Origin of the sequence: Ralstonia flatus (genome assembly GCF_958439105.1) — a bacterium.
In the GTDB taxonomy this organism is placed as follows: Bacteria; Pseudomonadota; Gammaproteobacteria; order Burkholderiales; family Burkholderiaceae; genus Ralstonia; species Ralstonia flatus.
Map to the genome: position 1 here is coordinate 241,001 of NZ_CAUDLI010000005.1, position 25,014 is coordinate 266,014.

The window sequence follows — 25,014 nt, forward strand, 5'->3', positions numbered from 1 at the left end:
TTTTCTGACTCGACGAGACGTTTTCATGGCCGGACTTTCCGCCGACACCCCGCACCCGACCGGCATCACCGTCCACACGCAATCGCGCGTGCTGGAGATCGCCTTTGCCGATGGCAAACAGTTCAGCCTGCCGTTCGAATACCTGCGCGTGCTGTCGCCGTCGGCTGAAGTGCAGGGGCACGGGCCCGGCCAGGAAGTGCTGCAGACCGGCAAGCGGGAGGTCGGCATCGTCGGCGTCGAGCCGGTGGGCAATTACGCGATCCGGCCGCTGTTCTCCGATGGCCACGATTCCGGCATCTTCGACTGGGCGTATCTGTACCGCCTCGGCGTTGAGCAGGCCACGCTCTGGCAGGCGTATCTCGATCGTCTGGCCGCTGCCGGCCTCGACCGCGACGCCCCGATGGCCGAGAACGCTGGCCACGCCTGCGGCCACAGCCACTGATTCTCGATTCACTTTGCGGCGCCTGTGCGCTGCATCCGCATCCTTTTCTGTCATGAGCCAAACCCACTTCGGATTCCAGCAGGTCGATGAGCAGGAGAAGGCCGGCAAGGTCGCCGGCGTGTTCCATTCCGTCGCGAGCAAGTACGACGTGATGAACGACCTGATGTCCGGCGGCCTGCACCGCGTGTGGAAGATGTTCACCATCGCCCAGGCAGCGGTGCGCCCTGGCTACAAGGTGCTCGACATCGCCGGCGGCACGGGTGATCTGGCCAAGGCCTTTGCCCGCCAGGCCGGCCCCACCGGCGAGGTGTGGCTGACCGACATCAACGAGTCCATGCTGCGCGTGGGCCGTGATCGCCTGCTCGATGCCGGCGTGTTGACCCCCACCGCGCTGTGCGACGCCGAGCACATTCCCTTTCCGAATGCTTACTTCGACGTGGTGACAGTGGCATTCGGCTTGCGCAACATGACGCACAAGGATCGCGCGCTTGCTGAAATGCGTCGCGTGGTGAAGCCAGGCGGCAAGGTCATGGTGCTGGAGTTCTCCAAGGTGTGGCAGCCGCTGGAGAAGGCCTACGACCTGTACTCGTTCAAGGTGCTGCCGTGGTTGGGCAGCAAAGTGGCGGGCGACCCCGAGAGCTACCGCTACCTGGCCGAGTCCATCCGCATGCACCCGGATCAGGAAACGCTCAAGCAGATGATGGAACAGGCCGGATTGGACTCGGTCGAATACTTCAATCTGACAGCGGGTGTCGTGGCTCTGCACGTCGGCCGTCGCCTTTAAGTGTTTCCGTCGTTCCACCAGATGGGCGATGTAGCGCGCTGCGGCGATATGCCACGATCCTTCACATTGAATTTCGGCATTGACGTCTTCATCTAATGGCGTCACTGCCACTGGAGAGAAGACAGCGATGAGTTTGCATTGGGGTGGAAAATTGATGGCGGGCGCGCTGGTCGCGACGCTCGCACTGGGCACGGCAATCGACGCCAACGCCAAGCGCATGGGTGGCAGCCGCAGCATCGGCAAGCAGTCGTCCACCGTGACGCAACGCCAACAGACGCCGCCGGCCACGACGCCGTCGCCGACGCAGCAGGCCGCGCCTGCCGCACAACCTTCGCCGGCTGCTCCGGCCCCTGCCGCGCCTGCCGCAAAGCCAGGCCGTAACTGGGGTGGCATGCTCGGCGGCCTCGCCGCCGGTCTGGGCATCGGTTATCTGCTGTCGAAATTCGGTCTCGGCGCGGGCCTCGCCTCGTTGCTGTCCAACCTGATCCTGATCGCGCTCGTCGCCTTCGTGGTGATGTGGATCATCCGCAAGGTGCGCGGCAGCCGTCCGCAAGGCCCGGCCTACGCCACGGGTGGCCCGTCGCTGGGCGGCGACCGCGAGCCATACGTGCCGCAACCTGCCGCACCGGCTCCGCAGGCTTCTGCGCCGGCGGCCGCATCGCTCAACACCGGCAACACGTCGGGGCTGGGTGCAGGCGCCGCAACCGCTGCACAGTCGTGGAACCTGGGTGGTCCGGCCGCCTCGACCGCGCAGGCTGTCAACGCTCAACCGGCCGCAGCCGCGCCGCAGCAACCGTGGGGCGTGCCGGCAGATTTCGACACGCAAGCGTTCCTGCGCAACGCCAAGGTCTACTTCATCCGCCTGCAGGCCGCCTGGGATGCCGGCAATCTCAACGACATCCGCGAGTTCACCACGCCCGAGATGTTCGCCGAGATCAAGATGGACCTGGCTGACCGTGGCACTTCGCCCAACAAGACCGACGTGGTCTCGGTCGAAGCCGAAATGCTGGGTATCGAAACGCAGGCCGCCGAGTACCTTGCCAGCGTGCGCTTCTCGGGCATGATCCGCGAAGAAGCCAACGCGCCCGCCCAGCCGTTTGCCGAGGTCTGGAACCTGACCAAGCCGACGCAGGGCGCAGGCGGCTGGGTGTTGGCGGGTATTCAGCAGTTGCAGTGATGTCGTAACAACTTGAAGCGGCGCAGAACGGCCGTTTCAACATTCCCCGTAAAATAGGGCCCGACCGTCTGGTGCGGGCCCTTTTTGTTGCCCGCGGCTAGCCCGCTTCTTGCTGCTTTCCTGCTGTTTTTGCGCACCATCACCGCATGTCTTCGACAGCCACTTCGTCTCCATTTCCGCTTGTGCTGATGCAGCCGCTGCTGCTCGCGCTCAACCATCTGCTGCGCCAGGAGCCCTGGGCGCAGGAGACGCTGCGCCCGTTTGCGGGCCGCGTGGCGCGCTTTGACCTGGCGCCGATGTCGATGACGTTGCAGGTGGACGCCGCCGGCCTGGTGACCGCTCCCGAGCTTGACGTTGAACCGGCCGTGACCGTTGTCGTGCCGCTTGCGGCCGCCGCAGCCGATTACGCCGCAGGCGGGCAGGCCGCCGTGCTCAAGCACGTGCGCATCGAGGGCGAGGCCGAGTTTGCCAACGTGCTGTCGACGCTGCTGCGCAACCTGCGCTGGGATGCGGCGGAGGACCTCTCGCGCGTGTTTGGCGATGTGATCGCGCAGCGCATGGTGAGCGGCGCGCAGGCTGCCCGCACCGAAGCCACGCGGGTGGGCCGTTCGCTGGCGGAATCGGTGGCGTCTTACCTGACCGATGAGCAACCGACGCTCGTGCGGCACGCGCGCCTTGCGCAGTTCGCCGCCGACGTGGCGGCGCTGCGAGATGCCGAAGCGCGTCTGGTCAAGCGGCTGGAGCGGCTCGAAAAACGCCCGCAGCCGGCGATCCGGGGCGCACGTCAGGGTGAATCGGCATGACGCGCTTCTTCCGGCTGGGCAAGATCGTTTTCGTCATCCTCTATTACGGGCTGGATCAGCTCGCGTTGTCGGGCTTCAAGAGCCGCCGCATTCGCGCGCTGGTCTGGCTGCTGACGCTCGGGCGCAAGCCGAAGCTGCCGCGCGGGGTGCGCCTGCGCCTGGCGCTGGAGCAGCTTGGACCCATCTTCGTGAAGTTCGGGCAGGTGCTGTCGACGCGCCGCGATCTGCTGCCGCCCGATGTGGCCGACGAACTCGCCAAGCTGCAGGACCGCGTGCCGCCGTTCGATCCGAAGGTGGCGGCGGCCATCGTGGAGAAATCGCTCGGCAAGCCGCTCTCGGCGCTGTTCCATCGTTTCGATCATCACCCCGTGGCGAGCGCGTCGATTGCCCAGGTGCATTTCGCCACGTTGCGCGGCGGCCCCTACGATGGTCGCGAGGTCGCCGTCAAGGTCTTGCGCCCGGGCATGCTGCCCGTGATCGACAGCGACCTCGCGCTCATGCGCGACCTCGCGACCTGGATGGAAAAGCTGTGGGCCGACGCCAAGCGCCTGAAGCCGCGCGAGGTGGTCGCCGAGTTCGACAAGTACCTGCACGACGAGCTGGACCTGATGCGCGAGGCGGCCAACGCCAGCCAGTTGCGCCGCAATTTTGCCAAGTCCGACCTGCTGCTTGTCCCCGAAGTGTTCTGGGATTGGTGCACGTCTGAAGTGTTCGTGATGGAGCGCATGCACGGCATGCGGATCTCGCACACCGATGAGCTGCGTGCTGCCGGCGTCGACATGCATAAACTCGCGCGCGACGGTGTGGAGATCTTCTTCACGCAGGTCTTTCGCGACGGCTTTTTCCATGCCGACATGCACCCCGGCAACATCCTCGTGAGCGTGGCACCCGAGACGCTGGGCCGCTATATCGCGCTGGATTTCGGCATCGTCGGGGCGCTGTCGGAGTTCGACAAGAACTACCTCGCGCAGAACTTCCTGGCGTTCTTCCAGCGCGACTACCACCGTGTGGCCGTGCTGCACATCGAGTCCGGTTGGGCGCCGGAAGAGACGCGCGTCGAAGAGCTGGAGGGCGCCATCCGCGCGTGCTGCGAGCCTTATTTCGATCGGCCGCTGGGTGAAATCTCGCTCGGCCTCGTGCTGATGCGGCTGTTCCAGACCTCGCGTCGCTTCAACGTGGAAGTGCAGCCGCAGCTGGTGCTGCTGCAGAAGACGTTGCTCAACGTGGAAGGTCTTGGCCGGCAGCTCGATCCGGATCTGGACTTGTGGAAGACGGCCAAGCCGTTCCTCGAACGCTGGATGCACGAGCAGATCGGCTGGCGCGGTTTTGTCGAGCGCCTGAAGGTCGAGGCGCCGCAATGGGCCAACAAGCTGCCGGACTTCCCGCGCCTGATGCACCAGATTCTGGATCGCCACTCCCGCGAGGATGGCAATGCGCAGACCGCGGCGCTCACCGCGCTGCTTGCCGAGCAGAAGCGCACGAACCGGCTGCTGTCTGCCGCTTTGCTGTTCGTCGGCGGCTTCGCGGTCGGGATCGTCGCGACGCATGTGCTGACCTGGATGGCTCGCTACTGATTTCTGTTTACGTTCTGAGCGCCATGGCCGAACCGCCCGTCTTCCAATCCCGCGACGCCGCCGATCCTGCCTTCTGGGACGAGCGCTTCACCCGCGAGCACACCCCGTGGGACGCGGCAGGGGTGCCCGTCGCCTTCCGGCAATTTTGCGAAGCGCAGCCTGCGCCGCTTTCCACGCTGATTCCCGGTTGCGGAAACGCTTACGAAGCCGGCTGGCTGGCCGAGCGCGGCTGGCCCGTCACGGCCATCGACTTTGCGCCGAGCGCCGTCGCCTCGGCCAAGGCCGTGCTGGGCCCGCACGCTGACGTGGTGGAATTGGCGGATTTCTTCCGCTTTTCGCCATCCCGGCCGGTGCAATGGATCTACGAGCGCGCTTTCCTGTGCGCGATGCCGCGCCGCCTTTGGCCAGACTACGCCGCGCAAGTGGCGAGGCTGCTCCCGCCGGGCGGCTTGCTGGCGGGCTTCTTTGCCGTGGTGGAAGGCCGCGAGGCGGTGCCCAAGGGACCGCCGTTCGAGACCACGCAGCCCGAACTGGATGCGCTGCTGTTGCCGGCATTCGAGCGCCTCAGCGATATCCCCATTGCCGAGGCGGATTCCATTCCGGTGTTCGCCGGGCGCGAACGCTGGCAGGTCTGGCGCCGCCGCGCCGATTGATCCGTCGTCCGGGCCAGTGTTGGTGCGAAGCAACATGGGCCCTGGTCAACGAAAAGCCTGCCGACGCCCGTTGCGGGCCGCTGCGCAAAAATCTGGCAAACGGGGCGGCATTCGTGGTCGCACCGATGCCCCGGCGCGCGGTCCCATCGCTATAATCCGGCCACTTTGCCCGGCGCCCCGCGGCCGCAAGTCGGGCCGCCATGGGGTCTTCCCGCTTCTCTCCGCGCTGCCATGCTGATCTGGTTTGTCATTGTTTACTGGGTGATTTCGGTCGGGATCGGCCTCTGGGCTGCCCTGCGCGTGCGCAATACCGCCGATTTCGCTGTGGCTGGCCGCAGCCTGCCGTTCTACGTCGTGACTGCCACGGTGTTCGCCACTTGGTTCGGCTCCGAGGCGGTGCTCGGGATTCCCGCAGAATTTCTCAAGGACGGCCTGCACGGTGTGGTGGCCGATCCGTTCGGTTCGTCGCTGTGCCTGGTGTTGGTGGGTCTGTTCTTCGCCAAGCCGCTGTACCGGATGAACCTGCTCACCATTGGCGACTTCTATCGCAACCGCTTTGGCCGCGTGGCCGAAACGCTGACCACGCTGTGCATCGTCGTGTCGTACCTGGGCTGGGTGGCCGCGCAGATCAAGGCGCTGGGGCTGGTGTTCTACACCGTGTCCGACGGCGCGGTTTCTCAGGATCTCGGGATGATGATCGGCGCGGGCAGCGTGCTCGTCTACACGCTGTTCGGCGGCATGTGGTCGGTGGCGGTGACGGACTTCATCCAGATGATCATCATCGTGATCGGCATGCTGTACATCGGCTGGGAAGTGTCGGGGCAGGCCGGCGGCGTCGGCACGGTGGTGGCGCACGCGGCCGCTTCGGGCAAGTTCTCGTTCTGGCCGGCGTTCAATCCGATCGAAATCATTGGCTTCGTGACGGCGTGGATCACGATGATGCTCGGCTCGATTCCGCAGCAGGACGTGTTCCAGCGGGTGACGTCGTCGCGCACCGAGCGCATCGCCGGCACGGCGTCGGTGCTGGGCGGTGTGCTGTACTTCATGTTCGCGTTCGTGCCGATGTTCCTGGCGTATTCCGCCACGCTCATCGACCCGCAGATGGTGGCCAAGTACATCGATACCGATTCGCAGATGATTCTGCCGAACCTGGTGCTGCAGCATGCGCCGATCTTCGCGCAGGTGATGTTCTTCGGCGCGCTGCTTTCCGCCATCAAGAGCTGCGCGAGCGCAACGCTGCTCGCACCCTCCGTGACGTTCGCCGAAAATGTGCTGCGTCCGCTGCTGCCCAACATGGACGACAAGCGTTTCCTGCGCGTGATGCAGGCCGTGGTGCTGACGTTCACGGTCTTGGTGACGCTGTTTGCGCTGAACTCGCATCTGTCGATCTTCCACATGGTCGAAAGCGCCTACAAGGTGACGCTGGTGGCGGCGTTTGTGCCGCTGGCCTTCGGCCTGTTCTGGAAGCGCGCGACGAAGCAGGGCGGTCTGCTGGCCATCATCTTCGGTCTGGCGGCGTGGATCTGGTGCGAGGTCTTCCTGTCCAATGCGATGCTCCCGCCACAATTGGTCGGTCTCCTGGCCAGCTTTGGCGCCATGGTCCTGGGCTCGCTCGGCCCGCAGTGGATCGAGAACCGCGCGCCGACCACGAAGGCGGCTACGCAAGCCTGAGCGTCTTGTGAGGGCGTGCGCGGTGTGCCACTTTGTCGCGCATCGCCGTCGGCGGCTCCGAATCTGCGGTCGGGAATTCCCTCAAAAGGGTTTATAATTCAAGGCTTTGCGCGCCAGCACTTGTACGGCGTGCAGTTGCCCCAATCTTCCGTGAGCCTGTCGTGCGCGTTTCTCGCACCGCGTTTGCGGCCAGCGCGGGCAATCCATCGCTTTCTTGTCATTTGTTTGTTCCAGGGTGAGGACACCATGCCGATCTATGCTTATCGATGCGACGCCTGCGGCCACGCCAAAGATGTGCTGCAGAAGATGAGCGACGCCCCGCTGACGGATTGCCCCGCATGCGGCGCGCCGGCGTTCAAGAAGCAGCTCACTGCTGCCGGCTTCCAGCTCAAGGGTTCGGGCTGGTACGTGACGGACTTCCGTGGCGGCTCGGGTGGCGCATCGGCTGCCGCGGCCGGCACCGGTACGGCGGCCAAGGCAGATGCCGCAGCACCAGCCGCTGCTGCACCGGCCGCGTCGTCGGACAGTGCGTCGTCCAGCGCCAGCACCCCGGCGGCGTCCGGTGGTTGCGGCACGTCGTGCGCTTGCCACTGATCGCATCGCTCACCTTTCGGTCCATCGCCTCATGAAACAGAAAACCAGCGCACTCAAGACATGGTTCCTGACCGGTCTTCTGGTGCTTGTCCCGCTTGCGATCACGCTGTGGGTGCTGTCGCTCATCATCGGCACGATGGACCAGAGCCTGGCGCTGCTGCCGTCGGCATGGCAGCCGGATCAGCTGTTCGGCCGGCGCATTCCTGGCGTCGGCGCGATTCTCACGCTGGCGTTCATCCTGATCGTCGGCGTTCTGGCGCACAACTTCATCGGCCAGAAACTGGTGCTGTGGTGGGAAGCGCTCGTGGGCCGCATTCCCGTGGTCGGCCCGATCTATTCGAGCGTGAAGCAGGTGTCGGACACGCTGCTGTCGTCCAACGGCAATGCGTTCCGCAAGGCGCTGCTGGTGCAGTATCCGCGTGAAGGCTCCTGGACGATCGCCTTCCTGACCGGCCGCCCTGGCGGTGATGTCGAGAACCACCTGCAAGGCGAGTACGTCAGTGTGTACGTGCCGACCACGCCCAACCCGACGTCGGGTTTCTTCCTGATGATGCCCAAGGCCGACACCATCGAGCTGGACATGACGGTGGACGCGGCGCTCAAGTACATCGTGTCGATGGGTGTGGTGGCGCCTGAAGCGCTGCCGCGCCGCATGGACCCGCCCGATGCCTCTCAACAGACGGAGGACCGGTCGCCGGCTCAAGGGCCGCGCGACCCCTCGAATCCGACCGCGCTGCCTGCAGAGGGCGGCGCCATCGCGGCACCCTGAGCCGGCGACAGAACGAAGTCGAATCGACGCCGGCCCCCCAATCAACTTTCACGCGCGACGCTGTAGTGGCGGCGCGCTTCGCGGAAAACCACAACATGCAAATGCGTACTCAATACTGCGGTCAGGTCACCGAACAACTGCTCGGCCAGAGCGTTACGCTGTCGGGCTGGGCCCATCGTCGTCGCGACCACGGCGGCGTGATCTTCATCGACCTGCGCGACCGTGAAGGCCTGGTGCAGGTCGTCTGCGACCCGGACCGCCCGGAGATGTTCAAGGTGGCCGAAGGCGTGCGCAACGAGTTCTGCCTGCAGGTGAAGGGCGTTGTGCGCGCCCGCCCGGAAGGCACCACCAACGCCAACCTGACCAGCGGCAAGGTCGAAGTGCTGTGCCACGAGCTGACCGTGCTCAACGCCTCCGTCACGCCGCCGTTCCAGCTGGACGACGACAACCTGTCGGAAACCACGCGCCTGACGCACCGCGTGCTGGACCTGCGCCGCCCGCAGATGCAGTACAACCTGCGCCTGCGCTACAAGGTCGCGATGGAAGTGCGCAAGTACCTGGACGACAAGGGCTTCATCGACATCGAAACGCCGATGCTGACCAAGAGCACGCCGGAAGGTGCGCGCGACTACCTGGTGCCGTCGCGCGTGAACGCCGGCCAGTTCTTCGCGCTGCCGCAGTCGCCGCAGCTCTTCAAGCAGATGCTGATGGTGTCGGGCTTCGACCGTTACTACCAGATCACCAAGTGCTTCCGCGACGAAGACCTGCGTGCTGACCGCCAGCCCGAATTCACCCAGATCGACTGCGAAACGTCGTTCCTGAGCGAGCAGGAAATCCGCGACCTATTTGAAGAAATGATCCGCACGGTGTTCAAGAACACCATGTCGGTCGAGCTGGATGCCAAGTTCCCGGTGATGGAGTTCCGCGAGGCGATGGCCCGTTTTGGCTCGGACAAGCCGGACCTGCGCGTCAAGCTGGAATTCACCGAGCTGACCGACGCCATGAAGGACGTCGACTTCAAGGTGTTCTCCGGCCCGGCCAACGCTGAAGGCGGCCGCGTGGTCGCACTGCGCGTGCCGGGCGGTGCTTCGCTGTCGCGCGGCGATATCGACGCGTACACCAAGTTCGTCGAAATCTACGGCGCCAAGGGCCTGGCCTGGATCAAGGTCAACGAAGTCGCCAAGGGCCGCGACGGCCTGCAATCGCCGATCGTGAAGAACCTGCACGACGCGGCCATCGCCGAGATCCTCAAGCGCAGCGGCGCACAGGATGGCGACATCCTGTTCTTCGGTGCCGACCGTGCCAAGGTCGTCAACGACGCGATGGGCGCGCTGCGCCTGAAGGTCGGCCATTCGGACTTCGCCAAGAGCACCGGCCTGTTCGAAGACGCCTGGAAGCCGCTGTGGGTGATCGACTTCCCGATGTTCGAGTACGACGAGGAAGACGCGCGCTGGGTGGCCATGCACCACCCGTTCACGAGCCCGAAGGACGAGCACCTGGAATACCTGGAAACCGATCCGGGCAAGTGCCTCGCCAAGGCTTACGACATGGTGCTCAACGGCTGGGAAATCGGCGGCGGCTCGGTGCGGATCTACCGCGAAGAAGTGCAGAGCAAGGTGTTCCGTGCGCTGAAGATCAACGATGAGGAAGCGCGTGCCAAGTTCGGCTTCCTGCTCGATGCACTGCAGTATGGCGCGCCGCCGCACGGCGGTATCGCGTTCGGCCTGGACCGCGTTGTCACGATGATGGCCGGTGCCGATTCGATCCGCGACGTGATTGCTTTCCCGAAGACGCAGCGTGCGCAGGATCTGCTGACGCAGGCACCGAGCCCGGTCGACGAAAAGCAATTGCGCGAGCTGCACATCCGCCTGCGCGCTGCCGAGGCAAAGGTTGCCGCACCGACGGCTGCCACGACCGCCTAAGCGCCCGCGCTGACGCTCCGCGACAAACCGCGCCGCCTGATTAAGGGCGGCGCGGTTTTTTTTTTGAGCGCCTTCCGTTGGGAACATTGCGTGCTAAACCGAATCTTTCGTTTCTGTCACGTTGTGTGACACGAAGGAGGAGTGTTTAGATGGACTACATCGACTTTGCGCGCACATGGGTCGTCGCCCACGCGGAGTTTCTGCTGACGTGGTTGGTCGCCGCGCTGGTGGTGATAGTGCTGGCGTGGATCGAAATCCGCCGCGCCACCCGGCGCGCCGCCATGGCGATGACCGAGGCCGTGGCCACCACGGTGGCAGCGTGCGTGCCCGAAATTGCCGCGGCGGCGCAGAGCGCACATCCCGGCGCACCCGCATCGGCGGTGTCTGCCGGTTTGGCTGAGGCCATGCGCGCACTGGGCCACCTCGCGGCGGAGCGGATGCAATGGCTGCATGCGGTCGCCAACCTGCGTTTGCCCGAGGCGGCACTGCCGCCAGCCGCACCGGGCGTGCCGGTGCATCCGCTCGTCTACGACACACCGCGTCCGTTGGCCGAAGCCCACTTGGCGGCAGAACGCCGTTTTGCCGATCACGCGCGCGTTCTGCAGGCGGAACGCCGCGCCCTCCAAGCGCTGGAAACTGCCGAGCGTGAGGGCACCAGCGAATTGCATCGCATCGAGCGTGAGACCTCGGCCATTGTCGAGCGCTTCGACCAGGCCAACGCGCAATCCGAGCAGACCGATGTGCAGCGCTTTCTCATCCAGAAATTCAACACCCTTGGCAATCGCGAACGCGAGTTGACCGCGCAGCTCGCTGCGCTGCGCCAACAACTCGCCGAGCGTACGGAAGCGTTGTGGGCGCAATCGCAGCGCGCGGCCGACGACTATGCTGCGATGCTTGATCCGCTGCTGGCGGTGGCTCGCCGAGAGCTGGGTCACGAAACGGCGACCGACGAGACGGTACTGTGGCTCGCCCACACCCGCGCCGGACAAGGGCCGTTGCGCGCGGCCTGATTGCTGTCACGGCAGCGCAGCGAGCGTCACGGTGGCACGCTTCTGGCTGCGGTAAGCTATTGCCTTGCAGCGCGATCGCGCCGCCCATTGAAGCACGCACCCATGCCGCACAAGATCCCCGTCTCCGTTCTCGTCGTCATTCACACGCCTGATTTGCATGTGTTGGTGATGGAGCGGGCCGATCATCCGGGCTTTTGGCAATCCGTGACGGGCAGTTGCGACACACTCGACGAGCCCCTGGCCGATACGGCCCGGCGCGAGGCGCTGGAAGAAACCGGTATCGACGCGGCCCAGCATCATCTGATCGACTGGGGCCACCACATCGAATACGAAATCTACCCGCGCTGGCGCCATCGCTACGCGCCGGGCGTGACGCGCAACACGGAGCATTGGTTCGGCCTGCTGGTGAGCGGCAAGGTGCCGGTGCGGATGTCCCCGCGCGAGCATGTGCAGGCCGAATGGCTGCCCTACCAAGAGGCCGCCGCGCGGTGCTTCTCGCGCAGCAACGCCGAGGCCATTCTGCAGTTGCCCGAACGCCTTGCTGCCTATCACGCGCGTCAAGCGGCACTGACAAAGGACCAGGCCTGACATGCTGCGTTTGCGCGTTGCCACCTACAACATCCACAAGGGCGTGACCGGCATTGCGCGGCGTGTGCGCGTGCATGACGTGCGGCAGGGTCTGCACACCATGGACGCCGACATCGTCTTCCTGCAGGAGGTGCAAGACCGCAACGACCGCCTCGTCGCCGCAGAACTGTTCGACCCGAATTACACGCAGCTGCGCTATCTCGCGACGGACGTCTATCCGCACACGGTCTATGGCCGCAACGCCGTGTACGAGCACGGCCACCACGGCAACGCCATCCTGTCGCGGTTTCCGATCCTGCTGTCGGAGAATCTCGATATCTCCGACCACCGTTTCGAGCAGCGCGGCCTGCTGCACGCCGTGACCGATCTCGGTTTTGGCGAGGTGCATTTGCTCTGCGCACACTTCGGCTTGTTTGCACGCAGCCGGCGGCGGCAGGCGGAGGCGCTCGTCGATCGCGTGCGTTCCGTCGTGCCGCCCGATGCGCCGCTCGTGGTGGCGGGCGACTTCAACGATTGGAACAACCGCCTCGACCGCATGATTTGCCAGGCGCTGGGTGCGACCGAAGTGGCCGACAAGGCTGCCGATGCGCGCCCGGTCCGCACGTTCCCCAGCCATATGCCGTGGCTGCGGCTGGACCGCATCTATGTGCGCGGTTTCGATATCGAACGTGCGCACGCGCTGACCGGCCGGGAATGGGCACAGCGCTCCGACCACGTGCCCCTGCTGGCTGAACTGGCGCATCCATGAAGGTCGCGCGCGATGCGGGCCCGCTGCGCTCCGAATGGCGGCGGGGTAAGCCCCTGCCGGGCAACGACGTCGACCTGCTGTGCGGCGGCGCCGAGTTCTTCCCCGCCCTGATCGAAGCCATCGACGCAGCGCAACGCCGCGTCGCACTCGAAACCTACATCTACACCGACGACGCCACCGCCCACAGCGTGACGGAAGCGCTTGCCCGCGCTGCACAGCGCGGCGTGGATGTCCACCTGACCATTGACGGTTTTGGCACCGGCCTGCTGCCAGCCAAGATCGCCGCGATGCTGGAAGCGTCGGGTGTGCGTCTGCGCATCTATCGTCCGTTGCGGGGTTTCCGCCTGCAACGCCGCCATTTGCGACGGCTGCATCGCAAGATCGCCGTCATTGATGACGATGTGGCGTTCGTGGGCGGCATCAACATCATCGACGACCTGAACCACGCGCCGTTTAACGACACCGCGCTGGGGCCGCGCTACGACTTCGCCGTGCGGGTGCGCGGGCCGCTGGTCGCGCAGATTGCGCTGACCGTCGACCGGCTCTGGTGGCAGATGGGCGTGCGCGCCGGCATGCGCGAGGTGGGCGTCACGGGCGTCGCCGCCGAGTTTCCGGTGATGACGGATACGCCGCGGCCCCGACATCGCGGAGCGTCGGGACGAGAAAGTGAGCGTGCGCCGGGCACCGTGTTGGCCTCGCTGGTGCTGCGCGACAACGTCCGCAACCGGCGTGCGATCGAACGCGAATATCTGCGCGCGCTGGGCGTCGCACGACAAGAGGTGATCATCGCCAACGCGTACTTCTTGCCGGGCGTGCGTTTCATGCGCGCACTGGCCGCATGCAGACGGCGCGGTGTGCGCGTGCGCCTGTTGCTGCAGGGGCAGGTCGAATATCGGCTGCAGCACTACGCGACGCGTTCGCTGTATCACATGCTGCTGCGCGACGACGTCGAGATCTACGAATACACCGCCAGCTTCCTGCACGCCAAGGTGGCCGTGGTGGATGACCGCTGGGCGACGGTCGGCTCCAGCAACATCGACCCATTCAGCCTGCTGCTTGCCCGTGAAGCGAACGTGGTGGTGTGGGACGCCACCGTGGCCAACGAACTGCGTGGCGCGTTGGAAGATGCCATCGCCCATCACGCACGCCGCGTGCTGGCCGACGCGCACGCCGCGCGCCGCTGGTGGTGGCGCCTGGCGGATTGGTGCGCCTATCGCCTCGTGCGCCTGGGCGTGGTCATCAGCGGGCGCGCAGCACAGTATTAGCAGTAGCGGTACAGGCCTACAAGACACAACAAGACGGAGGAGACATGCAAGTCATCACAGCGGATGCGGCCGCGCGCTTGGTGCAGCCGGGGTGGACGGTGGCATGCGCAGGGTTTGTCGGCGCAGGCCATGCAGAGGCCGTCACGCACGCGCTGGAGCGCCGGTTTCTGACCACAGGCGAGCCGCGCGATCTGACGCTTGTCTACTCGGCCGGACAGGGCGATCGCGCCACGCGTGGCGTCAACCACTTCGGCAATCCCGGGATGACGCGCTGTGTTGTCGGTGGGCATTGGCGCTCCGCCACGCGGCTTGCGGACATGGCGCTCGCCGAGCAGTGCGATGCATTCAATTTGCCGCAGGGCGTGCTCACGCATCTGTACCGCGCCATCGCAGGCGGCAAGCCCGGTGTGCTGACGAAGATGGGTCTGCACACCTTCGTCGACCCACGCACGGAGCTTGACCCGCGCTACCACGGTGGCGCGATCAATCAGCGCGCCAAGACGGCGCGTGCGGCCGGTCAGGCGTCGTGGGTTGAGTACGAGCGCTTTCGCGGCGAAGACTATCTCTTTTACCCGAGCTTCCCGCTGCACTGCGTCTTCCTGCGCGGCACCGCTGCCGACCCGCGCGGCAACATCAGCACGCACGAAGAAGCCTTTCATCACGAGCTGCTGGCCATGGCGCAGGCCGCCCGCAACTCGGGAGGCATCGTCATCGCGCAGGTGCGCCGGCTCGTCGATCGGCATGACAACCTGCAGGCGATCCACGTGCCGGGCATCCTCGTCGATTACGTGGTCGTTGCCGACGATGAAGCCGAACACCAGATGACCTTCGGGGAAGCGTTCAACCCGACCTACATTCGCCCCTGGCAAGGCGAGGCGATTCAGCTTAAGCAAGACGTCATCGAAGCGAGCGAGGCGCTGGAGGCCAATCAGCACGGCGCGCTCGACGCTCGCACGCTGGTGCAACGCCGCGCCGTGCTGGAACTGATCGCGCAGCAACCACGCGTCGTGAACCTCGGCGTGGGCATGCCCGCGGCCGTCGGCGCCCTCGCTGAACAGGAGGGCGCGCGCGGCTTCACTCTTACCGTGGAGGCAGGCCCGATTGGCGGCACCCCGGCAGATGGCCTCAGCTTTGGCGCGTCGGCCTATCCCGAAGCGGTCGTCGATCAACCCGCGCAGTTTGACTTCTACGAAGGTGGCGGCATCGATCTCGCCATCCTCGGTTTGGCAGAACTGGACGGCGCCGGCAACGTCAACGTCAGCCTGTTCGGCGAGGGCGGCGACACCATCGTCGCGGGCGTTGGCGGCTTCATCAACATCACGCAGAGCGCGCGTTCGGTCGTGTTCATGGGCACGCTCACCGCCGGCGGCCTGCAGGTCGAAGCCGAAGACGGCAAGCTGCGCATCGTGCGTGAAGGACGACTCAAGAAGATCGTGCCGGCTGTGTCGCACCTCACCTTCAACGGTGAATATGCGGCGCGATCGGGCATTCCCGTGCGCTATGTGACCGAGCGCGCCGTTTTTGAGATGCGCGACGATGGCCGCGGCGGTCGGCGCCTCACGCTCACGGAAATCGCGCCCGGTATCGATCTGCAGCGGGACGTCTTGGATCAATGCGCCGCGGACGTTGCCGTGGCAGCCGACCTGCGTGAAATGGACGCGCGCATCTTCCGCCGCGGCGCCATGCATGCCGGCATCACGCCTGACTGATTTTTCGGCCGTTTATTTACTGATGGGTAGCACTAGAAAATCCGTCAGATATGCTGCGCCAGGTCTGTCTTATGGGTGCGGCGCACACCCCGCAAAGCCTTTGCTTTAAAGGGTTTGCGGGATTCGCGCTGCGCCGCGCAAGGTGACGATTCAATGTCGCCATTTAGATGGCGCTTTCTAATAAAACACTTGCCGCTCAAAGGCCCCCTGTAAATAATTGAACGACCGTTCGATTTTGGGCTAGAGTGTTTGCGCAGGCTGGTTTACAGTCCTGCCCGGCACGCAAAAGGCGCCCTGCAGCAAGCCAATTTTCTCGCGTGTCACGCCCCAGAAAAGAACGGAGAGAAATCATCATGCGTCACCCGACCGCTCGTCTCGAATCGAATCACGCAGCAGCTACGCCGATGCGCAAGGGCGAGCTGACACGTGCAGCGATTCTCGATGCCGCGCTGGAACTGGCCTCGCGCGACGGACTGGAAGGATTGACGATCGGTGTGCTCGCGGAGCGCATGCAGATGAGCAAGAGCGGGGTGTTTGCACACTTCGGTTCGCGTGAGGATCTGCAGGTGGAAGTGGTTCGCGAGTATCACAAACGGTTCGAGCAGGAAGTCTTCTACCCGAGCTTGACGGAACCGCGCGGTCTGCCGCGCCTGTGGAGCATGGTGCGACGCTGGATGGAGCGCCGCATTCAGGAGGTGACCACGGGCTGCATCTATATCAGCGGCGCGGTGGAGTACGACGATCGTGCCGAAAGCCCGGTGCGCGACGAACTCGTCAAGAGCGTGACGATCTGGCGTGCAGCTTTGGCCCGCGCGATCGCACAGGCGAAGGAAGAAGGCCATCTGCGTGCAGAAGCGGACCCGCAATTGATGCTCTTCGAGATGTACAGCCTGGAGCTGGGTCTGCATCACGATGCGCGTTTCCTGCGGTTGCCGAACAGTGCCGAACTGGCCATGGTGGCGCTCAACAAACTCATTCAGTCTTACCGAACCTGACGCGGCATCGCACACCTAGCGGTCGCGCAGTACACACCAAGGAGTTGCAAGATGGGTCAATACACCGCACCGCTGCGTGACATGCAGTTTGTTCTCCACGAGCTTCTCGGCGTGGAGAACCACCTGAAGGAGATGCCGCAGCACGCGGAGATCGATGCCGACACCATCAACCAGGTGATCGAGGAAGCCGGCAAGTTCTGCTCCGAAGTCATCTTCCCGCTCAACCAGTCCGGCGATCGCGAAGGCTGCACGTACCATGGCGACGGCGTGGTGACCGCTCCGAAGGGCTTCAAGGAAGCGTATCAACAGTACGTCGAGGCCGGCTGGCCCTCGCTGGGCTGCGATCCGGAGTACGGCGGTCAGGGCCTGCCCATCCTGATCAACAACGCGCTGTACGAGATGCTGAACTCGGCCAACCAGGCCTGGACGATGTATCCGGGCCTGTCGCATGGCGCGTACGAAGCCCTGCACGCGCACGGCACCGACGAGCTCAAGCAGCGTTACCTGCCGAAGCTGGTGTCGGGCGTGTGGACCGGCACGATGTGTCTGACCGAGCCGCATTGCGGCACCGACCTGGGCATCCTGCGCTCCAAGGCTGAACCGCTGGCGGATGGCTCGTATGCCATCACCGGCACGAAGATCTTCATCTCGGCAGGCGAACACGACCTGGCCGAGAACATCATTCACCTGGTGCTGGCACGTCTGCCGGACGCGCCGGGCGGCACGAAGGGCATCTCGCTGTTCGTGGTGCCGAAGTTCATTCCCGATGCCAATGGCAACCCGGGCGAGCGCAACGGCGTGAAGTGCGGCTCCATCGAACACAAGATGGGCATCCACGGCAACGCCACCTGCGTGATCAACCTGGATGGCGCAAAGGGCTGGATGGTCGGCGAGCCGAACAAGGGCCTGAACGCCATGTTCGTGATGATGAACGCGGCGCGTCTGGGCGTCGGCATGCAGAGCCTGGGTCTGACCGAAGTCGCTTACCAAAACTCCGCTGCCTACGCCAAGGAACGCCTGCAGATGCGTAGCCTCTCGGGCCCGAAGGCACCGGACAAGCCGGCTGACCCGATCATCGTGCACCCGGACGTGCGTCGCATGCTGCTGACCCAGCGGGCGTTTGCCGAAGGCGGCCGCGCATTCAGCTATTGGATCGCCCTGCAGATTGACCGCGAGCTGTCGCACGAAGACGAGTCCGTACGCAAGGACGCCGCCGACCTCGTCGCGCTGCTCACCCCGATTGCCAAGGCCTTCCTGAGCGACAACGCATTCATCGCCACCAACGAAGGCATGCAGGTGTTCGGTGGCCACGGCTACATCGCCGAGTGGGGCATGGAGCAATACGTGCGCGACGCCCGTATCAACATGATCTACGAAGGCACGAACACCGTGCAGTCGCTGGACCTGCTGGGCCGCAAGATCCTGGGCGACATGGGCGCCAAGATGAAGAAGTTCGGCAAGCTGGTCCAGGACTTTGTGGAAGCCGAAGGCACCAACGAAGCCATGCAGGAATTCATCAACCCGCTGGCCGACATTGGCGACAAGGTCCAGAAGCTGACCATGGAAATCGGCATGAAGGCCATGGCCAACCCGGACGAAGTCGGCGCCGCCGCTGTGCCGTATCTGCGTGTGGTCGGCCACCTGGTGTTTTCGTACTTCTGGGCCCGCATGGCCAAGATCGCCCTGGAAAAGCAAGACAGCGGCGATTCCTTCTACAAGGTCAAGCTGGCAACGGCGCGCTTCTACTTCGCCAAGCTCCTGCCTGAGACGGCTTCGCAGATCCGCATGGCACGTGCCGGCGGTGCGACGCTGATGGCACTCGAAGCCGACCTGTTCTAAGGAAACCTGCCCACGATCCGACTGCGCGGTCCGATCTTGGCCCTGCGACGCTCGCCGTACCCATGTACGGCTGCGCTTCTCCCGCCAACCTCGAACCACTCGCTACGGATCGCGAGCAGGTTTCAAAGCCTCTTTTTGTTGCTCCCGCTTGTGCGGGGGTGACGACTCCTCTTCTTTCCGCGAGGACACCATGACCCGCACTGAACTCCCCACCAGCGCGCAGCCGCAGGCCGGCCAGCGTTCCAACTTCCTCGTCCGGCGCGTTGCCGTGCTGGGCGCCGGCGTGATGGGTGCGCAGATTGCCGCGCACCTGATCAACGCCAAGGTTCCTGTCACGCTATTCGACCTGCCGGCCAAGGAAGGCCCGAAGAGCGGTATCGCGCTCAAGGCCATCGAAAACCTGAAGAAGCTGTCGCCGGCACCGCTCGGCATCAAGGATGACGCGAACCTCATCCAGGCTGCCAACTACGAAGACGACATCGAGAAGCTGCGCGACTGCGATCTCGTCATCGAAGCGATTGCCGAGCGCATGGACTGGAAGCACGACCTGTACAAGAAGGTCGCGCCGCACATTGCTGCGCACGCAATCTTCGCGTCGAACACGTCGGGTCTGTCGATCACCGAACTGTCGGACGGTTTTGACGCCGAGCTGAAATCGCGCTTCTGCGGCGTGCACTTCTTCAACCCCCCGCGCTACATGCACCTGGTCGAGCTGATCCCGACTGCCCACACGCGCGGCGACATTCTCGACAAGCTGGAAACGTTCCTCACCTCCGCGCTCGGCAAGGGCGTGGTGCGCGCGAAGGACACGCCCAACTTCATCGCCAACCGCGTCGGCATCTTCTCGATCCTGGCGGTGTTTGCGGAGTCGGCCAAGTACGGTATTCCGTTTGACGTGGTGGATGACCTGACGGGCTCGAAGCTGGGCCGTGCCAAGTCGGCGACGTTCCGCACGGCGGACGTGGTGGGCCTGGACACGATGGCGCACGTCATCAAGACGATGCAGGACAACCTGAAGGACGATCCGTTCGCTCCGGTCTACGCCACGCCGCCCGTGCTGGCCAAGCTGGTGGAGGCGGGCGCCCTGGGTCAGAAGACCGGCGCCGGTTTCTACAAGAAGGAAGGCAAGGAAATCAAGGTGCTGGATCCGCAAAGCGGCCAGTACGGCCCGAGTGGCAAGAAGGCTGACGACATCGTTGTGCGCATCCTGAAGAAGGAGCCGGCCGAGCGTCTGAAGCTGCTGCGCGAATCGACCAACCCGCAGGCGCAATTCCTGTGGGCTGTGTTCCGCGATGTGTTCCATTACATCGCGGTGTACCTGGAGCAGATTGCCGATTCGGCTGCGGAAGTCGATCTGGCGATCCGCTGGGGCTTCGGCTGGAACAGCGGCCCGTTCGAAGACTGGCAAGAGGCCGGCTGGAAGCAGGTGGCCGAGTGGGTGAAGGAAGACATCGAAGCCGGCAAGGCGCTGTCGAACGCAGCTCTGCCGCAGTGGGTGTTCTCCGGTCCGGTCGCAGACAACGGCGGTGTGCATTCAGCACAGGGTTCGTGGTCGGCCAAGCAGGGCACGTTCCTGCAACGCAGCACGCTGCCGGTATACGGCCGCCAGGTGTTCCGTGCACCGATCAAGGGTGCGACCGCGGTCAATCCGCTCACGTATGGCAAGACGATCGAAGAGACCGACGCCGTGCGCATCTGGGTGGACGACGCGGCCGGCCAGGACGACGTGCTGATCGTCTCGTTCAAGAGCAAGATGAACACGATCGGACCGAGCGTCATCGACGGTCTGACGCGCGCGGTTGATCTGGCGGAAGCCGGCTACAAGGGTCTGGTGGTGTGGCAGCCGACGTCGCTCAAGCTGGGCGCGCCGGGTGGTCCGTTCTCGGCCGGTGCAAACCTGGAAGAAGCCATGCCGGCCTTCATGATGGGCGGCGCCAAGGGCATCGAGCCGTTCGTCAAGAAGTTCCAGGACGGCATGATGCGCGTGAAGTACGCCGGCGTGCCGGTTGTGTCCGCCGCATCGGGCATCGCACTGGGCGGCGGCTGCGAGCTGCTGCTGCACTCGGCCAAGCGTGTGGCTGCGCTGGAAACGTACATCGGCCTGGTGGAAGTGGGCGTGGGCCTCGTGCCGGCAGGTGGTGGCCTGAAGGAGGCGGCTCTGGCGGCAGCCAAGGCTGCGCAGGCAGCCGGCAGCACGAACATCCTGCAGTTCCTGACCAACCGTTTCCAGGCGGCGGCCATGGCGAAGGTGTCGTCTTCCGCGCTGGACGCGCAGAAGATCGGCTACCTGCAACCGACCGACACCATCGTCTTCAACGTGCATGAGCTGCTGCACGTTGCACGCAACGAAGTGCGTGCGCTGTCCGATTCGGGCTACCGCGCGCCGCTGCGCCCGGTGGGCATTCCGGTGGCGGGCCGTTCGGGCATCGCCACGATCAAGGCGTCGCTGGTGAACATGCGTGACGGCGGCTTCATCTCTCAGCACGACTTCACGATCGCTGCGCGCATTGCCGAAGCCGTGTGCGGCGGTGATGTCGAAGCCGGTGCGCTGGTGGATGAAGAATGGCTGCTGGCGCTGGAGCGCAAGGCCTTCGTGGATCTGCTCGGCAGCTCCAAGACCCAGGAACGCATCATGGGCATGCTGCAGACCGGCAAGCCGGTGCGCAACTAATTGCCGCGACGACAGAGAGACAGGAGTTTCATCATGACCAAGCAACTGCAAGACGCCTACATCGTCGCCGCGACGCGTTCCCCGATCGGCAAGGCGCCGAAGGGCACGCTCAAGAACCTGCGTCCGGACGACCTGCTGGCGACCATCCTCAAGAGCGCTGTCGCCCAGGTGCCGAACCTGGATCCGGCGCTGATCGAAGACGCCATCGTCGGCTGCGCGATTCCCGAAGCGCAGCAGGGCCTGAACGTCGCGCGTATCGGTGCGCTGCTGGCCGGCCTGCCCAACACCGTGGGCGGCGTCACCGTCAACCGCTTCTGCGCCTCGGGCCTGACCGCCGTGGCAATGGCTGCAGACCGCATCCGCGTGGGCGAATCCGACGTGATGATCGCCGCCGGTGTCGAATCGATGAGCATGGTGCCGATGATGGGCAACTCGCCGTCGATGTCGCCGGACATCTTCACGCGTGACGAGAATGTCGGCATCGCTTACGGCATGGGCCTGACCGCCGAGAAGGTCGCCCAGCAGTGGAAGATTTCGCGCGAGGCGCAGGATGCTTTCTCGCTCGCTTCGCATCAGAAGGCGCTCGCTGCGCAGCAAGCCGGCGAATTCAAGGACGAGATCACCCCGATCGAGATCATCGAGAAGTTCCCGAACCTGAGCACCGGCGCCATCGATGTCAAGACCCGCACGATGTCGCTGGATGAAGGCCCGCGTGCCGATACGTCGGTCGAAGGCCTGGGCAAGCTGCGCGCCGTGTTCGCCAACAAGGGCAGCGTGACGGCCGGCAACAGCTCGCAGACGTCGGACGGTTCGGGTGCATTGATCCTGGTGTCGGAAAAGATCCTCAAGCAGTTCAACCTGGTGCCGCTGGCGCGCTTTGTGTCGTTTGCCGTGCGCGGTGTGCCGCCGGAAATCATGGGGATTGGTCCGAAAGAAGCGATTCCTGCCGCGCTGAAGGCCGGCGGCCTGACGCAGGATCAGATCGACTGGATCGAACTGAACGAGGCGTTTGCCGCGCAATCCCTGGCCGTGATCCAGGACCTGGGCCTGGACACCAGCAAGATCAACCCGCTGGGCGGCGCGATCGCGCTGGGCCACCCGCTGGGCGCCACGGGTGCCATTCGTGCGGCCACGGTGGTGCACGGCCTGCGCCGTCGCAACCAGAAGTACGGCATGGTGACGATGTGCGTCGGCACCGGCATGGGCGCCGCGGGCATTTTCGAACGCATGTGACCCCACGTCAGGGGGAAGGATTAAGTTCTTCCCCCTGCTTGTAAATCGCCCGTCTCAACACGCATGATTGCGCAGGCGCGCGCAGTACTACATCAACAAGCGCGCCGAAGACCGCAGCCGGCACAAGGCCGGCATCGCGACAGAAGCGGAACCATGATTCCGCGACAGAGGAGACACACCACCGGGTCACCGGCGGTGCACCAAGAGGAGGGCGCGCGATGGGCAACACTATCGGCGACACAATCGTATTGACCGACGCGGCATGCGACATGCCGCGCTCGATGATCGATCAGCTAGGGTTGGGCGTAGTGCCGTTCCGCATTCGTGCGGGCGAATTGTTTGTTGAAGACCGCCGCGACGAGGCGGCGCTCCCGCAGCTCTATCGCAAGTACCTCGTCGACAAGCAGGATCACTATGCCGAATCGATCCCGCTGCTCGAACGCGAGATCGAAGATTTCCTGCTCAAGCACGTTGTCACGCAGCACGACCGTGCCTTGCTGCTGACGATTGCCAGCTCGCGCAGCCATTTCTACAGCCACGCCACCGGCGCAGTGGTGGGCACCACGGCCAAGAGCTTCAAGCCACGCAAGGATGCCGGCCGCTCAGGCCTGTTCGAGCTGACGGTGGTGGACACCGGCGCCATTGGCCCCGGCCAGGCGCTGATGGTGCACGAGGCCGCCCGCATGCTGCGCGAAGGCGCGGAGGTGCGCGACGTGGTCCACGTGATCGAAAACCGCCTGCGCGATGCCTCGCACGTCTACCTCGTGCCCGACGAGTTGCTGTACATGTACACGCGCGCCAAGCAGAAGGGCGAGAAGAGCATCACCTGGAGCCGCTACATGATGGGCACGGCGTTCAACGTGCGTCCGCTCATCCATATGCATCGTGGCGAGACGGAAGCCATCGCCAAGGTGCGGGGCTCCGAGGAAGGCATTCGCCGCCTGCTTGCGCATACCGAAACCATGATCGCCGAGGAGCGTCTGGCCACGCCCGTGGTGGCGATCACGTATTCCGGTTCGCTCGACACCGTGCGCCGCATGGAGCCCGTGCAGGCATTGATGCGAACCGCACAGGACCACGGCGTGGAAGTGCTGCTCGCGCCGATGAGCCTGACCGTGGCGTTGAACGTGGGGGCCAACGCGTTCTCCGTCGGTTATCTATCTGACTCGCCTGTGCCGATTTAGCCGCGCAGGCTTCACCTGGAGTTTTCATGTCGATTCGTACCGAGACCGCAGACGGCGTCCTGACGCTCACGTTTGACCGCCTGGACCGCAAGAACGCCATCACGGCCGCGATGTATCAAACGTTGGCCGATGCCCTGGTGGCCGCCGAGACCGATCCCGCCATCCGCGTGATTGTGCTGGCCGGCCACGAGAGCGTATTCACGGCGGGCAACGATCTCGAAGACTTCATGAAGAATCCGCCCAAGGACGAAAGCGCCCCCGTGCACCAGTTCCTGAGGGCGATCAGCACGGCGACCAAGCCGCTGATCGCTTCGGTGAGCGGCGCGGCGGTGGGTGTAGGCACGACGATGCTGCTGCATTGCGACCTCGTCTACGCGTCCGAGACGGCCAAGCTGTCGATGCCGTTCGCGCAGCTGGGACTCTGTCCGGAAGCCGCATCGAGCCTGTTGCTGCCGCAACTGGCCGGCTATCACCGCGCGGCGGACAAGCTGCTCTTCGGCGAGCCGTTCGACGCGAAGGAAGCGCGCGAGCTGGGCCTGGTCAATCGCGTGCTGCCCGCCGGGGAGCTGGAGGCTTTCGTGCGGACGCAGGCGCGCAAGCTGACGCTGCTGCCGCCCGCATCCCTGCGCGCCACCAAGCGCCTGATGAAAGAGGGCGCTACGCCGCAGATCGCCGAGCGCATGTCGGTGGAAGGCAAGCAATTCGGCGAGATGCTGCGTGCTCCGGAAGCGCGCGAAGCGTTCACGGCGTTCTTCGAAAAGCGCCGCCCGGATTTCTCCAAGTTCAACTGAGCCAATCGTTCCCCTGCAAAAGAAAACCCGGCGCGAAGCCGGGTTTTTTGTTGGGCGTAGCCGTTCAGAGCGGCGGCAGCACGCGCGGCTTGCGGGTCTCGTCGGTCGCCACATAGGTGAGGGTGGCTTCCGTCACCTTGACGGTGGCGTGCCGGCCGTTGGCGTGCATGCGTTGTGCATAGACCTCCACGTCCACGGTGATCGACGTACGGCCCGTCTTCACCACGTTGGCGTAGAAGCTCACCAGATCGCCCACGTACACCGGTTGCTTGAAGACGAACGAGTTGACGGCGATCGTGGCGACGCGGCCGTTGGCACGCACCACCGCAGGGATCGACCCGGCGATGTCCACCTGCGACATGATCCAGCCGCCAAACACATCGCCGTGGACGTTGGCGTCGGACGGCATGGGCATCACACGCACGGCGGGCTGCTTGTCGGCGGGCAGCGTGACGGTTTCAGTGGTGGCTTGGGTATCGGACATGATGATGCAGGGCAGCATTGAAGCGGAGGGAGGGCCCACCAGCGGGGCCAGGGCGCGCGCAGGTGATCGGTGGGAGAATACACAATCCGCCATTTTATTGCACCGCAC

At 64.7% G+C, this 25,014-nt stretch carries 22 protein-coding genes; 21 read left to right on the forward strand and 1 reads right to left on the reverse strand.

The annotated features are described in order from the left end of the window. The first annotated feature begins 25 nt into the window (after positions 1-25). The 21 genes from R2676_RS13955 (at position 26) to R2676_RS14055 (ending at position 24,422) form a co-directional block, all read left to right on the forward strand. Positions 26-442, forward strand: a complete 417-nt coding sequence (locus R2676_RS13955; protein WP_206272893.1) for a gamma-butyrobetaine hydroxylase family protein — start codon at positions 26-28, stop codon at positions 440-442. A 52-nt stretch (positions 443-494) separates the two neighbouring features. Next, the gene (gene ubiE / locus R2676_RS13960; RefSeq protein ID WP_012761151.1) at positions 495-1,226 is read left to right on the forward strand and encodes a bifunctional demethylmenaquinone methyltransferase/2-methoxy-6-polyprenyl-1,4-benzoquinol methylase UbiE; all 732 of its coding nucleotides are present in this window, start codon (positions 495-497) and stop codon (positions 1,224-1,226) included. A gap of 127 nt (positions 1,227-1,353) precedes the next feature. Next, positions 1,354-2,403 (forward strand): Tim44 domain-containing protein, encoded by a 1,050-nt coding sequence (locus R2676_RS13965; protein WP_027678238.1) that lies wholly within the window; start codon positions 1,354-1,356, stop codon positions 2,401-2,403. 146 nt (positions 2,404-2,549) lie between these two features. Beyond that, the gene (locus tag R2676_RS13970; protein WP_206272891.1) at positions 2,550-3,206 is read left to right on the forward strand and encodes a ubiquinone biosynthesis accessory factor UbiJ; all 657 of its coding nucleotides are present in this window, start codon (positions 2,550-2,552) and stop codon (positions 3,204-3,206) included. Beyond that, complete coding sequence (ubiB, locus tag R2676_RS13975; protein ID WP_206272889.1) at positions 3,203-4,780, forward strand: ubiquinone biosynthesis regulatory protein kinase UbiB; 1,578 nt, start codon at positions 3,203-3,205, stop codon at positions 4,778-4,780. The genes R2676_RS13970 and ubiB overlap by 4 nt, the downstream gene beginning before the upstream one ends. Before the next feature lie 23 nt (positions 4,781-4,803). Beyond that, entirely contained in the window at positions 4,804-5,433 is a 630-nt protein-coding gene (locus tag R2676_RS13980; RefSeq protein WP_206272887.1) for a methyltransferase domain-containing protein, read from the forward strand. Between the two features lie 231 nt (positions 5,434-5,664). Then, positions 5,665-7,104 carry a high affinity choline transporter 1 gene (locus R2676_RS13985; RefSeq protein ID WP_206272885.1) on the forward strand — a complete coding sequence of 480 codons (1,440 nt, stop codon included), beginning with the start codon at positions 5,665-5,667 and terminating at the stop codon, positions 7,102-7,104. Positions 7,105-7,350: 246 nt separating this feature from the next. After that, on the forward strand, positions 7,351-7,698 hold the full coding sequence (locus R2676_RS13990; RefSeq protein WP_102064500.1) for an FmdB family zinc ribbon protein: 348 nt from the start codon (positions 7,351-7,353) through the stop codon (positions 7,696-7,698). A 31-nt stretch (positions 7,699-7,729) separates the two neighbouring features. Beyond that, on the forward strand, positions 7,730-8,467 hold the full coding sequence (locus tag R2676_RS13995; RefSeq protein ID WP_012761157.1) for a DUF502 domain-containing protein: 738 nt from the start codon (positions 7,730-7,732) through the stop codon (positions 8,465-8,467). Between the two features lie 95 nt (positions 8,468-8,562). Beyond that, complete coding sequence (aspS, locus tag R2676_RS14000) at positions 8,563-10,389, forward strand: aspartate--tRNA ligase (protein WP_206272883.1); 1,827 nt, start codon at positions 8,563-8,565, stop codon at positions 10,387-10,389. A 149-nt stretch (positions 10,390-10,538) separates the two neighbouring features. After that, positions 10,539-11,399, forward strand: a complete 861-nt coding sequence (locus tag R2676_RS14005; RefSeq protein WP_206272881.1) for a hypothetical protein — start codon at positions 10,539-10,541, stop codon at positions 11,397-11,399. 102 nt (positions 11,400-11,501) lie between these two features. Continuing rightward, positions 11,502-11,987, forward strand: coding sequence for a dihydroneopterin triphosphate diphosphatase (gene nudB, locus R2676_RS14010; RefSeq protein ID WP_027678229.1), 486 nt, complete (start codon positions 11,502-11,504; stop codon positions 11,985-11,987). 1 nt (position 11,988) lies between these two features. Next, positions 11,989-12,735 carry an endonuclease/exonuclease/phosphatase family protein gene (locus R2676_RS14015; protein WP_206272879.1) on the forward strand — a complete coding sequence of 249 codons (747 nt, stop codon included), beginning with the start codon at positions 11,989-11,991 and terminating at the stop codon, positions 12,733-12,735. Continuing rightward, positions 12,732-14,000 (forward strand): cardiolipin synthase ClsB, encoded by a 1,269-nt coding sequence (gene clsB / locus R2676_RS14020; protein ID WP_206272877.1) that lies wholly within the window; start codon positions 12,732-12,734, stop codon positions 13,998-14,000. The genes R2676_RS14015 and clsB overlap by 4 nt, the downstream gene beginning before the upstream one ends. A 44-nt stretch (positions 14,001-14,044) precedes the next feature. Then, positions 14,045-15,709 carry an acyl CoA:acetate/3-ketoacid CoA transferase gene (locus tag R2676_RS14025; RefSeq protein WP_206272875.1) on the forward strand — a complete coding sequence of 555 codons (1,665 nt, stop codon included), beginning with the start codon at positions 14,045-14,047 and terminating at the stop codon, positions 15,707-15,709. Positions 15,710-16,113: 404 nt separating this feature from the next. Further along, positions 16,114-16,704, forward strand: a complete 591-nt coding sequence (locus R2676_RS14030) for a TetR/AcrR family transcriptional regulator (RefSeq protein ID WP_021196492.1) — start codon at positions 16,114-16,116, stop codon at positions 16,702-16,704. 51 nt (positions 16,705-16,755) lie between these two features. After that, positions 16,756-18,543, forward strand: a complete 1,788-nt coding sequence (locus R2676_RS14035) for an acyl-CoA dehydrogenase C-terminal domain-containing protein (protein WP_206272873.1) — start codon at positions 16,756-16,758, stop codon at positions 18,541-18,543. A gap of 190 nt (positions 18,544-18,733) precedes the next feature. Next, entirely contained in the window at positions 18,734-21,214 is a 2,481-nt protein-coding gene (locus tag R2676_RS14040; protein WP_206272871.1) for a 3-hydroxyacyl-CoA dehydrogenase/enoyl-CoA hydratase family protein, read from the forward strand. 33 nt (positions 21,215-21,247) lie between these two features. Further along, a complete protein-coding gene (locus tag R2676_RS14045) occupies positions 21,248-22,447 on the forward strand; it encodes an acetyl-CoA C-acyltransferase (RefSeq protein ID WP_206272869.1) in 1,200 nt (399 codons plus the stop codon). A 218-nt stretch (positions 22,448-22,665) separates the two neighbouring features. Beyond that, a complete protein-coding gene (locus R2676_RS14050; protein WP_206272867.1) occupies positions 22,666-23,631 on the forward strand; it encodes a DegV family protein in 966 nt (321 codons plus the stop codon). A 26-nt stretch (positions 23,632-23,657) separates the two neighbouring features. Continuing rightward, complete coding sequence (locus R2676_RS14055; RefSeq protein WP_206272865.1) at positions 23,658-24,422, forward strand: enoyl-CoA hydratase; 765 nt, start codon at positions 23,658-23,660, stop codon at positions 24,420-24,422. 64 nt (positions 24,423-24,486) lie between these two features. Here the strand turns inward: R2676_RS14055 and R2676_RS14060 are convergent, their stop codons facing one another. Then, positions 24,487-24,924, reverse strand: a complete 438-nt coding sequence (locus R2676_RS14060) for an acyl-CoA thioesterase (protein ID WP_037026264.1) — start codon at positions 24,922-24,924, stop codon at positions 24,487-24,489. Positions 24,925-25,014 lie beyond the last annotated feature (90 nt).

Coding starts and splice junctions, on each gene's coding strand:
- R2676_RS13955 (WP_206272893.1), top strand. CDS start 26: ATGGCCGGACTTTCCGCCGACACCCCGCACCCGACCGGCATCACCGTC.
- ubiE (WP_012761151.1), top strand. CDS start 495: ATGAGCCAAACCCACTTCGGATTCCAGCAGGTCGATGAGCAGGAGAAG.
- R2676_RS13965 (WP_027678238.1), top strand. CDS start 1,354: ATGAGTTTGCATTGGGGTGGAAAATTGATGGCGGGCGCGCTGGTCGCG.
- R2676_RS13970 (WP_206272891.1), top strand. CDS start 2,550: ATGTCTTCGACAGCCACTTCGTCTCCATTTCCGCTTGTGCTGATGCAG.
- ubiB (WP_206272889.1), top strand. CDS start 3,203: ATGACGCGCTTCTTCCGGCTGGGCAAGATCGTTTTCGTCATCCTCTAT.
- R2676_RS13980 (WP_206272887.1), top strand. CDS start 4,804: ATGGCCGAACCGCCCGTCTTCCAATCCCGCGACGCCGCCGATCCTGCC.
- R2676_RS13985 (WP_206272885.1), top strand. CDS start 5,665: ATGCTGATCTGGTTTGTCATTGTTTACTGGGTGATTTCGGTCGGGATC.
- R2676_RS13990 (WP_102064500.1), top strand. CDS start 7,351: ATGCCGATCTATGCTTATCGATGCGACGCCTGCGGCCACGCCAAAGAT.
- R2676_RS13995 (WP_012761157.1), top strand. CDS start 7,730: ATGAAACAGAAAACCAGCGCACTCAAGACATGGTTCCTGACCGGTCTT.
- aspS (WP_206272883.1), top strand. CDS start 8,563: ATGCAAATGCGTACTCAATACTGCGGTCAGGTCACCGAACAACTGCTC.
- R2676_RS14005 (WP_206272881.1), top strand. CDS start 10,539: ATGGACTACATCGACTTTGCGCGCACATGGGTCGTCGCCCACGCGGAG.
- nudB (WP_027678229.1), top strand. CDS start 11,502: ATGCCGCACAAGATCCCCGTCTCCGTTCTCGTCGTCATTCACACGCCT.
- R2676_RS14015 (WP_206272879.1), top strand. CDS start 11,989: ATGCTGCGTTTGCGCGTTGCCACCTACAACATCCACAAGGGCGTGACC.
- clsB (WP_206272877.1), top strand. CDS start 12,732: ATGAAGGTCGCGCGCGATGCGGGCCCGCTGCGCTCCGAATGGCGGCGG.
- R2676_RS14025 (WP_206272875.1), top strand. CDS start 14,045: ATGCAAGTCATCACAGCGGATGCGGCCGCGCGCTTGGTGCAGCCGGGG.
- R2676_RS14030 (WP_021196492.1), top strand. CDS start 16,114: ATGCGCAAGGGCGAGCTGACACGTGCAGCGATTCTCGATGCCGCGCTG.
- R2676_RS14035 (WP_206272873.1), top strand. CDS start 16,756: ATGGGTCAATACACCGCACCGCTGCGTGACATGCAGTTTGTTCTCCAC.
- R2676_RS14040 (WP_206272871.1), top strand. CDS start 18,734: ATGACCCGCACTGAACTCCCCACCAGCGCGCAGCCGCAGGCCGGCCAG.
- R2676_RS14045 (WP_206272869.1), top strand. CDS start 21,248: ATGACCAAGCAACTGCAAGACGCCTACATCGTCGCCGCGACGCGTTCC.
- R2676_RS14050 (WP_206272867.1), top strand. CDS start 22,666: ATGGGCAACACTATCGGCGACACAATCGTATTGACCGACGCGGCATGC.
- R2676_RS14055 (WP_206272865.1), top strand. CDS start 23,658: ATGTCGATTCGTACCGAGACCGCAGACGGCGTCCTGACGCTCACGTTT.
- R2676_RS14060 (WP_037026264.1), bottom strand. CDS start 24,924: ATGCTGCCCTGCATCATCATGTCCGATACCCAAGCCACCACTGAAACC.